This window comes from Dysgonomonas sp. UBA7710 (assembly GCF_002482385.1).
Lineage (GTDB): Bacteria > Bacteroidota > Bacteroidia > Bacteroidales > Dysgonomonadaceae > Dysgonomonas.
In genome coordinates, this window is the sequence record NZ_DLFW01000035.1 from 1 (window position 1) to 13,959 (window position 13,959).

Genomic DNA, 13,959 nt, shown 5'->3' on the forward strand with positions numbered 1-13,959 from the left:
ACGGGTTGAATATGTATGATTATAGTGCGAGGTATTATGAGAGTGCGTTAGGAAGGTTTACGAGTGTTGATCCGTTGGCAGAGAAATATTATAATATTAGTCCATATGCGTATGTAATGAATAATCCATTGAAATATATTGATCCGACAGGAGGAGATATTGTAATATCTGGAGCTTTAAATCAAGATGCACTAAAGCAATTACAAGCTGGTGCTGGATCAAGTATTACTTTGACTATGACTGGTAATGGCAATGTTTGCTACACGAAAAATATTGAAGGTAATTTATCATTTAATGCACAAAAAATAGCAAGCATGATAGACAACAGTTCTATTATTGTTAATCTGAACACCATAGATGGAGATAAGACTTCCACAGGAAACCTATTTATTGGAGGTGCCTTTATGGGGAACCAAGTATATACAGATCAAGATGGTAATAAGATTGTTGTCGCAAATCAAGAAATAAACCCGAAAGTTTTAGGAACGGCAGATAAGCATACAGGAATGCCAGGTGAATTAATTATGCATGAAACAACAGAAGCATATGAAGGAGCTAAAATTTCCCAAAAATCAGGTGTTTCAAGCGGAAATTCATCTGCAACTAACAGTGTATATGAACAAGCTCACAACGCTGCAACTAGTCAAAGCCCTATATATCAAACGATGTATGATGCAAAGGGAAAGATAACTACAGATCCATTAAAAGCAGTTAAAGTAGAATGGTCTGTAAAGACTATTCAAGATAAGGATAAAGTGATTCAGACATTACAATAAAATGTTATAATATGAAATATATATTTTTAGTTTTCATTCTGATTATTATGTATTGTTGTGGCAGTCGTCAAGCTACATTATTAAATCATGATAAGAACATCAATCGTGATTCTGTGTTGACTTACTATAAGATCATTAAGATAGATGAAATAAAAAACAGGCTATACATAATTTATGCTCAAAAAGGAGACTCTATTTATAAAATAATATCAGAAAAAGAAGAAAGTTCACTTATACCATGTAAACAGATAAGAGAGAAAGATATAGAATTCTTTGATTTGACATTAATCTTCCCGTACAAAAGTCTTCTTGGGGTTAATCTATCAGGATCATATTATACGACAATCAAAGGATTAAATATTAACGGTGTGATGGTTGAAGTGGAAGAACGCTCTAACCGCTCGTTATATAGAGCAAATAATTTAAAAGGACTATGTATTATAAAAAGAGAATAGGAGTCAGAACATAAATTTAATAATAATTTATACACATAATTTGTCTATCGGCTACTGATATATTTATTGGTAGCCCGTTCGCGCAGACGTCCCGTCTGAGTGTTGCGTAGCAATAATTATAATCCTGTTGGTGTCATCATCGGCAGGATTCTTTATCTATATCATATACATTTTTATTCAGCGGAGCAGAAAAAATACAGAATGAAAACTATTGAAAAGATCTGTTACGTTTGTTACCTTTTAACTATAGTTGATATTAGATTAAATATGTATATTTGAACTACTTTAATGAATATCGTTGTAAAGCACACAATATGTATATCTTTGTCTCTATTAATTGTCCTTGGTTCAAACCTACCATACCTGGAAAATAAATGACCGGATAAATTATATTTCTTAGTTACTAACCATTTTAATTTTAATATTTATGAGAACGAAACCCAACTTATTTTTATATTTTTTCTCGTTTTTGATGATACTTAATTTTATGTCAATTGACAGTCTTTCTGCCCAAAGCATAGATAAAAATAACGTACCTTTCCCTGAAGAACCTAACATACCTATAGGAGATTATTGGCAAGAAGGATATGATTATGGATTTAAATTAGGTAAATATTATGCAACTTCAGGGTTGAAAGAAACTATAATAGTCTATACAGGTACAGATGCAAATGGTAAAATGAAGTTTACAACAGTAAAAAGAATCATGCCTCTGAAAGATTACTATGATGCTATGGGTAATGCGCTCTATCAGGCAAAAATAAAGAATAGTGGAGATTTCAACATGATAAGATATTATGATGGGGCCTTAAATGGATTGTATGATGGTTTCTATTTTAATATCGGAGGTTCTGGTGGTTCTGGAGGCAGTCCTAAGCCACCCAAGGATACAGGAGACATGACTGCAAATCCTCACGAGCCGTAAATTCTTACGATAACTTAATTGTCCGGTCATTTTTATGGCCTGCTCTATTTACCTTTTTAGTTTCAATAGGGCCATCCATATTAAAAAGAAGAGGTTAAACCAATGATAATGGTATCGCCTATCTTTATAGGAGGATCGTCAGTTACGGTGATTCAAGCTTGGTTTACACACTTTTTGTTCCAAGTACTTCTAAGACAGGTTTTATTTCCTAATGCATCTACAGTAAGTTGTATAATTAGGAAATTACTTTTTTCTTAAATCTTTTCCTTCAAAATTGCAAATAGCTTCAACCCACTCTTGTGGTACCGGCTTGGACTTATGCTGAATCAAGTCGTAAGTAACCATTGTTGAACGGCAAAAACATTTTTCTTCCCCGGTCCTAACATCGATAACACGTTGAGCCAGTTCAAAGCTTTTTGTGCCAATAGCCGTTACTGCGGTTTGTGTTGCGATATGGTCGGTTCCAAATATCTGAGATTTAAATACTACATTGATTTCAACTACAACAATAGCTTCTTCTTCCCAATTTACACCCGGACAAATTGTTTCAATATAATTCGTTTTCCCCAAATCATAGAAGGTAAAATAAACTGCATTATTGATATGTCCGAACCGATCAATGTCGTTAGCTCTCAATTGTAGAGGTATGATATGTTTAAATGATATTTCATCCATAATCGTCATCCTATTTTGCAGCAAAGTTATGATATTATTATAAAATTGAGCTTCGCCTCTTCTTTATATTTTTCTATGCAAGAAATCAGTTCGCTTATGTTTTAAGATAAAACTGAATTTTAAATTGAAAGCATGAAATATCTCAGTGATTTTTGTATTAAAAAACTGCTTGAATATCCAATATTAATTAAATTATGTTATTTTTATGTTTTGTTTGTGAAATCTGAAGATAATATTTATCTATATAATAAGGAAGAAGCATTTTTCCTTATACAAAGTGCCTGAAATTGTAATTTAAAGACGAATATTAAATATCTTAACTATGAAGCCTGCCCAGATTCTCTTCTTGCTGTCCCTGTGGATGGCGTTACCTGGTTTTTGTCAATTGAACAGTTCTCACAATCATCTGTACCTCGGCGATGTGTTAATTAAACAGCAGCTAAATATAATAGTGCTATGAGAAAATATACTGCACATGTAATTATAATGTTCTTCTGTTCATTATCTGTATTTCCTCAATACGATAAAGTTGATATACAAATGCCCACTGCTACATCTTTAATGCGGTATACTGATTATCCTGTAAGTCATAAAACCGGAATTCCTGATATTAGAATTCCACTACATACATTAAAGGCCGGAGATAAGATAATTCCTATCGAATTGAGTTTTCATATAGACAATTTTATGCGCTCGAATCAAATCCCTGAATCTACAGGAGCAGGATGGACTTTAAATACAAATATACAAATCAGCAGGAGTATAAACGGGAAAGATGATTTTAAAGCAGGGGGATATTGTAATGTCACTACATATCCCGGTCCTTTCGACTACAACGATCAAGGAAGCAATAAGGATGTCATAAGAGACAATTTGTATAAATCAAAATTATCTGTGGAAGGAGGAATGGGAGGTATTGACGGTGAATCGGATAAATACTATTACAATATACTCGGCAAAAGCGGAACCTTTTATCTGCAAAGGGTAAAAGATAAACCCAATGAAATTAAATGTATTTCGGTCCCTTTAGATGGTGTGAAAATAATATTAGTAAAACCTTGGGTATTTACAATCATAGATACCGATGGAACTAAATATTTATTTGAAGGCGGGGGACGAGACTACAGAACACCTACAAATTATTATGACGAAAGTGTTATAACATGGAAATGTAAAAAAATAGTTAGTCCTAATGGGGACGAGATCGAATTTATATACAATACGGTATATAAGCCTAACGGGGGAAGTATTGTAGAGTTTAGTTCGCGCCTGGAACTATATGATGATCAACGAAATTATGCCGGGCCCTATGATGACCGGTATAGTCAATGTAATGGTGGAAATTATTTGTTGGTAAAAGAAACTCCTTTCTGGAAAATAATCGGGCCTAAGATGAAGCGTTATGCCGGTTTTGGGAACGATCTGAAAACTATGAATGCCGGTGGTGCTTTTGAAGATTCTTTTTCCGACTATCCGGTGGGAGGCTCCCCGTCCGCTACTTATTGGTATATGAGTTCGGATTACCTTGATGAGATCAGGTTCAGAGGAGGAAAAGTGTTGTTTACATATGAGGATAACTCAATAATGACTTCTATAAAAATTGTAGATAATCAAGGAAAAGTAACAAAAGCAATTACATTAGAACAAGAAGGAGGGGGAAATAATCAGGTATATAGTGACCAATTTTATAATAGGATATTAAAGACGCTGAAAATTAATGATGAAACTTACTCTTTTCATTATGGTTATCAAAGGAAAGGATATGTGGAAGCTGATTTCTGGGGATATAACGGATACTACCCGGGGAGTGGATATGGAGGTGCGGGCTCTATAGCTAACTTAGAACAAGATATAGATGTACAATGGGGGCAGAATCCTTGGGGGGTAAAATCCTTTTGGGGGTGTGAACCGGTTAGCGACCCTTATGTCTGGTATCATCTTTTAGGAAAAACATCTAGTGATATCTTTTATGTCAGGCCGGACTTTACATTGCTGAAAATTAAGTACCCGACAGGAGGCAGCACCGAGTTTATTGTAGGTCAGAATTTATTCCGGAGTAAGTTTGATAGCCAGATCAAAGGTGCGGGAGGTTATAGAATACAACGGATAAAATTTTATGACGGAATAAATACCAATCCGATTAAAGAAAAAATATATAAATATGGGCCAGATGAAGATGGAACAGGTATAATAAGAGATGAACCATCATTTTCTTATTATCCTAAAACCGATTATACAGAACAGCTTATAAAATACTATTTGTCAGATAATAATCCATCATCCCTCTTTCAAACAGAACGTAAGCGCGTTTTTTTAGGAACAAGTACCAGAGCTATGACTTTTGGTAATGGTTCGCCTGTTAATTATAATGAGGTTTCTGAATATGAATCTGATATGGGGAAAGAAACTGGTAAAACAGTATATAAATACGATTTAAAGAATTATATACCTGCTTATGCTTCACCAACTGATCCTTACCCGTTTGAACAAGAAGAATGGGATATGGGAATGCTGGATTCTGTTATTATTTACAAATATAATAGCAGTTTAAATAAATATGAGTGGCAAAAAAGAAAGAAGTATGTGTATAATGCATATTATCAGCCTGTTCAAATATTCAGGGAGAAAGTATGGATGCATGAAGTTCCTGAGGTAATAAACGGATTTACCAGACATTATTTGGATGTTCTGACCGATCTTGCAGCCTTTTATCATAAATATGATGGCCTGAAAACAGGGGTGATGCAACTTATTAAAGAAGTAGAGTATATTAAAGAAAAAGAAAATATACTGATCGAAGAAACAGAGTACTACTACGATAATCCTAATAAATATACGACTGGCAGAAAAATTAAAAAGCTAAGTGATGGAACGGTGTTGACTGAGCAGACTACTTATCCGGAAGATTACTTATCCGGGAATTTTATTGCTGATTTACTTAGTAAGAACATGACATCTTTTCCAATTGAAAAGATTTCGTATCGTAATGGAAACATTATTTCAGGAGAATTTTTAAATTACAATATATCAGGTCAGATATCTACAGTCGATCATTTGGAGGATAATATTGCTATTACCGATTTTAAGTTATCAAATAAAGGAACTAATGGTAAATATACCCCGGATACTCCTAATACCATCATAAATAAAGATAATCGCTATAAGCAAAAATTTGCTCTGACTTATGATAGCTATGGCAATATAAAAAATATAATGCCACAGGCTACATTTCCAATCGTCTATCTTTGGTCATACTCGGGCCAATATCCTATAGCAGAAATTAAGAACGCCACACTAACCGAAGTTACCGCGGTTCTGAATTCTATTTTTGGTGTAAACAGTGTCGATGCATTATCCGCATTAACCACGCCAAACGAAGGAAAGTTGAAGGACGGCAGCCTGCAGCGAGCATTACCTGATGCTCATGTTACCACCTACACTTACCAGCCTCTTGTTGGCCTATTGACGGCAACAAACCCATCCGGTATCACTGTTTATTACGAGTACGATACCTTCGGCCGCCTGAAACGCACCAAAGATGTAGATGGAAAAACCGTTCAGGAATACGATTATCATTATCAAAACCAATAAAGGTGTCGCTGTGAAGAAATATTGATCCATACCATGTGCCTGCTAATTTTAGCTAAAATGATCGTTATCCGGACAACAAGTCTCGGTGGATTTTTGTTAATGTTATAATATAAATAAAGCGAACTCATTCAGCAGCCTATGTTTGCTATGCTTAGGGAAATTTTAGAATGATACAAACTTACATTTATTAAAAAGATGTATCTTTGTCGGAGTTTTATATTATTGCACAAAGAAATAATCAATATATGTTGACATCTCTTTTAGAAAAATTGGGACGATATACGCTTCTCATGCAAAAGGTTTTTACCAGGCCTCAGAAATGGAATGTATTTTTTCGTCAGTTCTTTACCGAAATGAGCAAGCTTGGAGTAAATTCCATCTGGATAGTTATCATTATCTCATTCTTTATCGGAGCCGTAATCGTAGTACAGATTAAGTTGAATATAGATTCTCCTTTTATGCCGCGATATACAGTGGGATATGTATCCCGTGAAATCCTGATTCTGGAATTCTCGTCCACTATCATGTGTCTTATACTAGCCGGAAAAGTAGGATCTAATATTGCCTCCGAAATAGGAACTATGCAGGTGACCGAACAGATAGACGCCCTTGAAATCATGGGTGTAAACTCGGCGAATTATATTATCCTTCCTAAAATCATGGCTTTAATGGCTTTTATTCCCGTGCTGGTGGTATTAAGTATGGTGTTTGGTGTTATTGGTGGTTTTTCTGTTTGTATAATAGGGCAGATAATGCCTGCCGATACATTTCAATATGGTCTGCAATCATTCTTTAAAGAGTTCTATGTATGGTATGCAATTATAAAAACGATAGTATTTGCTTTCATCATAGCCTCCGTAGCTTCTTTTTACGGTTATTCGGCCAGAGGAGGCTCGCTGGATGTGGGTAAAGCCAGTACGGATTCTGTTGTAATGAGTAGTATACTTGTGCTCGTGTCAGACTTGTTAATCACTCAATTGATGATGTCATGATAGAAGTAAAAAATTTAGATAAGTCGTTCGATGGCAGGGAAGTGCTGAAAGATATAAATATTGTATTCGAAGCAGGGAAAACCAATCTTATAATAGGTCGGAGTGGTTCGGGAAAAACTGTACTTCTCAAGAACTTGGTAGGTTTGATGCGACCTACCAGCGGGCAGATTCTATATGACGGGCGGGACCTTACAAAAATGAAAACGGCTGAGGTAAAAGCATTGCGTCAGGAGATGGGAATGATATTTCAGGGGTCCGCATTATTTGATTCCATGACAGTATTCGAAAATGTCAACTTTCCATTGATGATGTTTTCCGATATGTCGAGAGCCGAACAGGCAAAGCGTACACAATTCTGCCTCGAAAGGGTAAATCTTGCCGATTCAGGCCATTTATATCCTTCCGAAATAAGTGGAGGTATGATGAAGCGTTCTGCTATTGCCCGCGCTATTGCGCTCAACCCGAAGTATCTGTTCTGTGATGAGCCCAATTCAGGACTTGACCCTCAGACTTCATTGGTTATAGACGACCTGATACACGATATCACAAAAGAGTATAATATGACAACGATTATCAATACCCATGATATGAATTCGGTGATGGGGATCGGTGAGCGTATCAATTATATTAAAGAGGGAAATCTGGAGTGGCAGGGCACCAGTGCCGATGTAATGTCTTCGACAAATGAAGATTTCAATGATTTTGTCTTTGCTTCGGATTTATTCAAGAAAGTCAAGGCTGCAGAAAACGAAGGAATAAAACTAACATAAAAATTGGCAAATTCGGAAATTGGTAAATTTGGATATGATGTTATTAACTAATTGACAAATATGCTAATTCGCTGGATTAATAAACTATGAAAATAATATCATACAACGTTAACGGTATACGTGCTGCCGTAAATAAAGGGTTATACGAATGGATGGAAAAAGAATCGCCGGATATTCTTTGTCTACAGGAGATAAAGGCGATGGAAGAACAGATAGATGTATTGACCATTCAATCATTGGGATATCATTATTATTTTCATTCTGCAGAGAAAAAAGGATATAGCGGAGTCGGCATCCTGACAAAAAAGAAACCGGACTTTGTAAAATCAGGTATGGATATGCCTGTATATGATAGAGAGGGTAGGGTACTTCGTGCCGATTATGGTGATATGACAGTGATCTGTGTCTATATCCCTTCCGGAACAATGGGCGATATACGTCAGGATATAAAAATGAAATTTCTGGCCGATTTCACCCATTTCATAAATGAACTACGGAAAGAAAGGCCTCAGATACTTATCTGCGGTGATTATAATATTTGTCACAAGCCAATAGATATAAGCCATCCTGAGCGTCATACCAAAGACTCAGGCTTCTTGCCTGAAGAGCGTCAGTGGTTTGACGAATATATTGCTACAGGATTGATAGATACTTTCCGTGTATATGACGAAAGTCCCGATAAATACAGTTGGTGGAGCTACCGGGCCGGAGCCAGAGGAAAGAATCTGGGCTGGCGCATCGACTATCATATCATATCGGAAGAAGCCAGACCCCGCCTTAATGGAGCGGCAATATTGAGCGATATAGATTTTTCGGATCATTGCCCGATAGCGGTGGAGATGGATTTTTAAAATAAATAGTCTGAATTATATCTTTGGAGATATAGATTTAATAAATAACTAATAGCTTGTCATAAACAAGCTATTTTGCTTTTTATTTATTAATTTTGTGTCCGGAAGTCGTTACGACTTGAACATATATTATTTCTTAGTGTTAAAAAGGTTAGTAAACACTGGGATTATTATTTAAACAACATAAAATTTATAATGGCAAACTTATTAAACATAAAAGACTTGCACGCCAATGTTGAAGGCAAGGAAATACTAACAGGATTGAACCTTGAGGTTAACGAGGGCGAAATTCATGCAATAATGGGACCTAACGGAGCAGGTAAAAGCACACTTGCTTCTGTACTTGTAGGTAACCCTAACTTTGAAGTAACAGAGGGAGAAATAGATTACAGAGGACACGACTTGCTCGATATGGACCCGGAAGACAGGGCACGTGAAGGCCTTTTTCTAAGCTTCCAGTATCCTGTGGAAATACCGGGCGTGAGTATGACTAACTTCATGCGCGCTTCCCTTAATGAAATTCGGAAACACAGGGAACAGGAACCGATATCGGCTTCTGATTTTCTGAAAATGATAAAAGAAAAAAGAGAGCTTGTAGAACTGGATAAAGACCTTGCCGGACGTTCGGTAAATGAAGGTTTTTCGGGTGGAGAGAAAAAACGTAACGAGATATTTCAGATGGCTATGCTTGAGCCAAAGCTCGCAATCCTGGACGAAACCGATTCGGGGCTTGATATCGATGCTCTTCGTATCGTTGCAGCCGGCGTTAACAAGCTGAGACGTAAAGACAACGCTACAGTGGTGATTACTCACTACCAACGATTGCTGGACTATATTAAACCGGACTTTGTGCACGTTCTTTACAAGGGACGCATTGTAAAAAGTGCCGGGGCAGAATTAGCTTTGGAGCTTGAAGAAAAAGGTTACGATTGGATTATTAAAGAATTTCAGGAATAATGATAGAGAATCAATATATAGATATATTCAACCAGTACAGGGATAAGATCGATGCTAAATCTGCGCCGGGGCTGAACAGCCAACGCGATAAAGCATTCGAAGCCTTTCAGAAACAAGGTTTCCCCACAAAGAAACTGGAGGATTACCTTTATTTGGATGTGGCGGCGGAGTTTATGCCTGATTTTGGTCTCAACTTGAACCGTGTTCCGTTTCAGGGAAATCCATACGTGGCATTCAAGTGCGAGATTCCTAATATGACAACGAATCTGTATTTTGTACTGAACGATTTGTTTCATCAGGAACACAGTCCACACGTAGAATACCCTAAAGGTGTATTTGTAGGTAGCCTGAAAGAATTTGCAGAGCAGAAACCCGAAGTTTGCAGTAAATATTACGGACAAATAGCAGATGTGAATAACAATGGTATCATTGCATTCAATACTATGTTTGCTCAGGATGGCTTTGTGATATATGTGCCTAAGGGAATGATCGTTGAAGAGCCGATACAATTAATCAACATTCTGAAAAGCGAGTTCAATTATCTCGTAAATCGCCGTATATTGATTATTGCGGAGGACGATACTCAGGTGAAATTGCTTATTTGTGACCATACGGTAGACGAATCCCACTTTCTGGCTACTCAGGTAACCGAAATATATGCCGGACGGAATGCTATTGTAGACTGTTATGACCTGGAAGAAAACTCGGATAAGGTGACTCGGTTGACAAATACATTTGTATTACAAGAGGAATCTTCGAACGTGTTGGTGAATAACATGACTTTGAATACAGGTGTAAGCCGTAATAACTACAATGTAAAACTGAACGGTGAACATGCCGAAGCATATGTATGCGGAATGGTTATCGCCGACAGGCAGCAATATGTAGATAATTTTGCATTCCTCGATCATGCTAAACCACACTGTACTAGTACGCAGTTGTTTAAATATGTATTGCAGGATGAAGCTAAAGGTTCTTTTTGCGGACGTATTCTGGTAGAGAAAGATGCTCAGAAAACAATGGCATACCAGTCTAATAACAATCTTTGTATATCGCCAAATGCAAAAATGTATGCTAAGCCCCAGCTCGAAATATATGCTGACGATGTAAAATGTTCTCACGGACTGACTACCGGACAACTGGATGAGGAAGCGCTGTTCTATCTCCGTTCGCGTGGTATAGGATATGATGCTGCAAAGCTGATGTTGATGCAGGCCTTTACAGCAGGAGTTTTGGAGCATGTGCGTATTCCGCGCCTGAGAGAAAGATTGCAGGATCTCGTTGAAAAACGTTTCCGCGGAGAAAGTGCGCGCTGTGGCAACTGCCTGGTATGCAAATAAGATTAGTAGTTATAAATTTAAGTTATGAGTTATAAGTCGCAGGTACTTATCCTGTTGACTGCTAACTGCTAACTGCTAACTGAAAAAAATGAACATTGAAAAAATAAGAGCCGACTTTCCTATTCTTTCCACTACTGTTTATGGTAAACCGCTTATCTATTTCGATAATGGTGCTACCACTCAAAAACCCAAATGCGTAGTAGAAGAAATAGAAAAAGTATATTACACCACGAATGCAAATGTGCATCGTGGTGTACATCATTTAAGCCAACAGGCCACTGATCTGGCAGAAGAATCCCGTGCTGTAGTGCAGCAATTCATTAATGCAAAGCATAGTAGGGAAGTCATCTTTACCAAAGGTACTACCGAATCCATCAATCTGGTGGCGCATAGTTTTTGCCGGCAGTTTTGTAAAGAAGGCGATGAAATCATTATTTCCGCCATGGAGCATCATGCCAATATTGTTTCGTGGCAATTACAGGAAGAGATAAGAGGTATTAGACTAAGGGTTATTCCGATTAACGAAAAAGGTGAGTTGAGGATGGATGAATTTAAAAAACTCATATCACCCAAAACACGCTTAGTATCTGTTATGCACATATCCAATGTGTTAGGTACGGTGAATCCGATAGAAGATATTATCGAAATTGCACATAGACACGATATTCCGGTGCTTATAGATGCGGCACAATCGGTGCAGCACATGGAAGTGGATGTGCAAAAGCTCGATTGCGATTTTCTGGCTTTCTCTGCACACAAAGTGTATGGGCCGAATGGAGTAGGGGTGCTTTACGGAAAAGAGAAGTGGCTGAACCTCATGCCGCCTTATCAGGGAGGTGGGGAAATGATAAGTCAGGTTTCATTTAAGAAGACGACATTCAATGAATTACCATTCAAATTTGAAGCAGGTACACCCAATTATCCGGATGTAATAGCCTTCGCAAAAGCTATAAACTATATAAAAAATATAGGACTGGACTCAATAAAAGAATACGAAGATCAGTTATTAAGCTATTGTACCGATGAATTGAAGAAAATAGAAAATATCCGTATTTTCGGCACTTCTGACAATAAGAGCAGCGTTATTTCGTTTCTTATAGGAAATATTCATCATTACGATATGGGAATGCTTTTGGATAAAATGGGAATAGCTGTTCGTACAGGCCACCATTGTGCCCAGCCGCTTATGGAGGAGCTTGGTATAGAAGGTACTGTAAGGGTTTCGATTGCATTTTATAATACAAAGGAGGAGATAGATAAGCTTATTGAAGGCATAAAACGGGTAGTAGCCATGTTTGGCTAATGATAGCTATGAATCTCAAAAAAACATAATTGTAAAAGTTTATTTTCAAATTATAAAAGCTTTGTGTAAATTTGCAAACTAATTTTTGAGTAGAATGAAGATTAAAATTCTGTGTACACTGTTATTGGCCTTATTACTAGCTTCGTGCGGAGAGTATAATAAAATACTGAAAAGCCGCGATGCCGAGCTGAAATACACATATGCCAAGAAATATTTCGATGAAAAAAAATATGGTAGGACTACTACCTTGCTGGACGAAATTCTTTCTACATACACAGGCTCCTCCAAAGAGCAGGAGATTTTATTTTTGATGGCGCAAGCCTATTTCTACGATAAAGATTATACCACTGCTACTCAATATTATACAAGATACTATAACAAATTTCCTAAAGGAGATTATACCGAACTGGCAAGATTTAATGCCGCGTACGGTTTGTATTTAGATTCACCCGATGCCCGTTTGGATCAGACAAGTACGATAAAGGGAATCCAGGAATTCCAGAGTTTCCTTGAGTATTTTCCTCAAAGTGAGAAGGCTCCCGAAGCGCAGGATTTGATGTTCAAACTGCAGGAAAAATTATCATACAAAGAGTTCTTGGCTGCCCGTCTTTATTTCAACTTAGGGTTGTATATGGGAAATAATTATGAAGCCTGTATCGTTACATCCCGTGAGGCGTTAAAGAATTACCCGTTTTCGGAATTTTCTGAAGAATTTCAGATATTAATTGTGAGATCGAGGTACGAACTGGCATATTATAGTATTGAAGAAAAGAAACCGACCCGCTATCGTGAATTGATGGACGAACATTTCAATTACAAGAATATGTTCCCCAGCGGAAAATACTTGAAAGAAAGCGAAAGATACTACCGCCAGGCTTTAAAAGCTCTCGGACAGGAAGTAGATCAGGTTACAAATGAGGCAGTACAACAGGAATTAAGTAAATAAGCAAAATATTCTACTAATATAAATATAAGGATTAAAATGGATTACAGAAAATCAAATGCAGCCAGTAATACAGTTACCAGAGACATGATGACTTTGTCGGAAGATACAGGTAATGTATATGAAACTGTGAGAATCATATCAAAACGTGCTAATCAGATCTCTGTTGAAATGAAACAGGATTTGGATAAAAAGCTGCAGGAATTTGCTTCATATAATGATAATTTGGAAGAAGTTTTCGAAAACAGGGAACAAATCGAGATTTCCCGTTATTATGAGAAGCTACCTAAAGCAACGCTGATCGCTGCCCAGGAATATACAGAAGGTAAACTTTACTACAGAAATCCAAATAAGGATAAAGACAATTTCTAAAAAATACGA

At 36.9% G+C, this 13,959-nt stretch carries 13 protein-coding genes; 12 read left to right on the plus strand and 1 reads right to left on the minus strand.

Going from position 1 to position 13,959, the window contains the following annotated elements; all coding sequences use genetic code 11:
• From B3317_RS10495 to B3317_RS10505, 3 genes are all read left to right on the plus strand, one after another.
• On the plus strand, window positions 1-776 hold a 776-nt coding region (locus B3317_RS10495; RefSeq protein ID WP_291111245.1), incomplete at its 5' end, for an RHS repeat-associated core domain-containing protein.
• 11 nt (window positions 777-787) lie between these two features.
• Entirely contained in the window at window positions 788-1,231 is a 444-nt protein-coding gene (locus tag B3317_RS10500) for a hypothetical protein (protein WP_291111247.1), read from the plus strand.
• A gap of 487 nt (window positions 1,232-1,718) precedes the next feature.
• On the plus strand, window positions 1,719-2,156 hold the full coding sequence (locus B3317_RS10505) for a hypothetical protein (protein WP_291111249.1): 438 nt from the start codon (window positions 1,719-1,721) through the stop codon (window positions 2,154-2,156).
• Window positions 2,157-2,399: 243 nt separating this feature from the next.
• On the opposite strand, the gene B3317_RS10510 is transcribed toward B3317_RS10505, so the two are convergent.
• Complete coding sequence (locus B3317_RS10510; RefSeq protein ID WP_291111251.1) at window positions 2,400-2,831, minus strand: acyl-CoA thioesterase; 432 nt, start codon at window positions 2,829-2,831, stop codon at window positions 2,400-2,402.
• A 456-nt stretch (window positions 2,832-3,287) separates the two neighbouring features.
• On the opposite strand from B3317_RS10510, the gene B3317_RS10515 reads away from it, so the two are divergent.
• The 9 genes from B3317_RS10515 to B3317_RS10555 all read left to right on the plus strand — a co-directional run bounded on the left by B3317_RS10515 (window position 3,288) and on the right by B3317_RS10555 (window position 13,950).
• Window positions 3,288-6,422 carry a hypothetical protein gene (locus B3317_RS10515; RefSeq protein ID WP_291111253.1) on the plus strand — a complete coding sequence of 1,045 codons (3,135 nt, stop codon included), beginning with the start codon at window positions 3,288-3,290 and terminating at the stop codon, window positions 6,420-6,422.
• Between the two features lie 248 nt (window positions 6,423-6,670).
• Window positions 6,671-7,414, plus strand: coding sequence for an MlaE family ABC transporter permease (locus B3317_RS10520; RefSeq protein ID WP_414647491.1), 744 nt, complete (start codon window positions 6,671-6,673; stop codon window positions 7,412-7,414).
• Window positions 7,411-8,184 (plus strand): ABC transporter ATP-binding protein, encoded by a 774-nt coding sequence (locus tag B3317_RS10525; RefSeq protein WP_006799338.1) that lies wholly within the window; start codon window positions 7,411-7,413, stop codon window positions 8,182-8,184. Before B3317_RS10520 ends, B3317_RS10525 begins: the two co-directional genes overlap by 4 nt.
• 86 nt (window positions 8,185-8,270) lie before the next feature.
• Entirely contained in the window at window positions 8,271-9,035 is a 765-nt protein-coding gene (locus B3317_RS10530; protein ID WP_291111256.1) for an exodeoxyribonuclease III, read from the plus strand.
• 195 nt (window positions 9,036-9,230) lie between these two features.
• Window positions 9,231-9,992 carry a Fe-S cluster assembly ATPase SufC gene (gene sufC, locus B3317_RS10535; RefSeq protein WP_291111258.1) on the plus strand — a complete coding sequence of 254 codons (762 nt, stop codon included), beginning with the start codon at window positions 9,231-9,233 and terminating at the stop codon, window positions 9,990-9,992.
• Complete coding sequence (sufD, locus tag B3317_RS10540) at window positions 9,992-11,332, plus strand: Fe-S cluster assembly protein SufD (protein WP_291111259.1); 1,341 nt, start codon at window positions 9,992-9,994, stop codon at window positions 11,330-11,332. Before sufC ends, sufD begins: the two co-directional genes overlap by 1 nt.
• Before the next feature lie 88 nt (window positions 11,333-11,420).
• Entirely contained in the window at window positions 11,421-12,635 is a 1,215-nt protein-coding gene (locus B3317_RS10545; protein ID WP_291111261.1) for an aminotransferase class V-fold PLP-dependent enzyme, read from the plus strand.
• A gap of 94 nt (window positions 12,636-12,729) precedes the next feature.
• Complete coding sequence (locus B3317_RS10550) at window positions 12,730-13,581, plus strand: outer membrane protein assembly factor BamD (protein WP_291111263.1); 852 nt, start codon at window positions 12,730-12,732, stop codon at window positions 13,579-13,581.
• Window positions 13,582-13,617: 36 nt separating this feature from the next.
• Window positions 13,618-13,950 (plus strand): DNA-directed RNA polymerase subunit omega, encoded by a 333-nt coding sequence (locus tag B3317_RS10555; RefSeq protein ID WP_291111265.1) that lies wholly within the window; start codon window positions 13,618-13,620, stop codon window positions 13,948-13,950.
• The last annotated feature ends 9 nt before the right edge of the window (window positions 13,951-13,959 follow it).

Coding starts and splice junctions, on each gene's coding strand:
- B3317_RS10500 (WP_291111247.1), top strand. CDS start 788: ATGAAATATATATTTTTAGTTTTCATTCTGATTATTATGTATTGTTGT.
- B3317_RS10505 (WP_291111249.1), top strand. CDS start 1,719: ATGTCAATTGACAGTCTTTCTGCCCAAAGCATAGATAAAAATAACGTA.
- B3317_RS10510 (WP_291111251.1), bottom strand. CDS start 2,831: ATGGATGAAATATCATTTAAACATATCATACCTCTACAATTGAGAGCT.
- B3317_RS10515 (WP_291111253.1), top strand. CDS start 3,288: ATGAGAAAATATACTGCACATGTAATTATAATGTTCTTCTGTTCATTA.
- B3317_RS10525 (WP_006799338.1), top strand. CDS start 7,411: ATGATAGAAGTAAAAAATTTAGATAAGTCGTTCGATGGCAGGGAAGTG.
- B3317_RS10530 (WP_291111256.1), top strand. CDS start 8,271: ATGAAAATAATATCATACAACGTTAACGGTATACGTGCTGCCGTAAAT.
- sufC (WP_291111258.1), top strand. CDS start 9,231: ATGGCAAACTTATTAAACATAAAAGACTTGCACGCCAATGTTGAAGGC.
- sufD (WP_291111259.1), top strand. CDS start 9,992: ATGATAGAGAATCAATATATAGATATATTCAACCAGTACAGGGATAAG.
- B3317_RS10545 (WP_291111261.1), top strand. CDS start 11,421: ATGAACATTGAAAAAATAAGAGCCGACTTTCCTATTCTTTCCACTACT.
- B3317_RS10550 (WP_291111263.1), top strand. CDS start 12,730: ATGAAGATTAAAATTCTGTGTACACTGTTATTGGCCTTATTACTAGCT.
- B3317_RS10555 (WP_291111265.1), top strand. CDS start 13,618: ATGGATTACAGAAAATCAAATGCAGCCAGTAATACAGTTACCAGAGAC.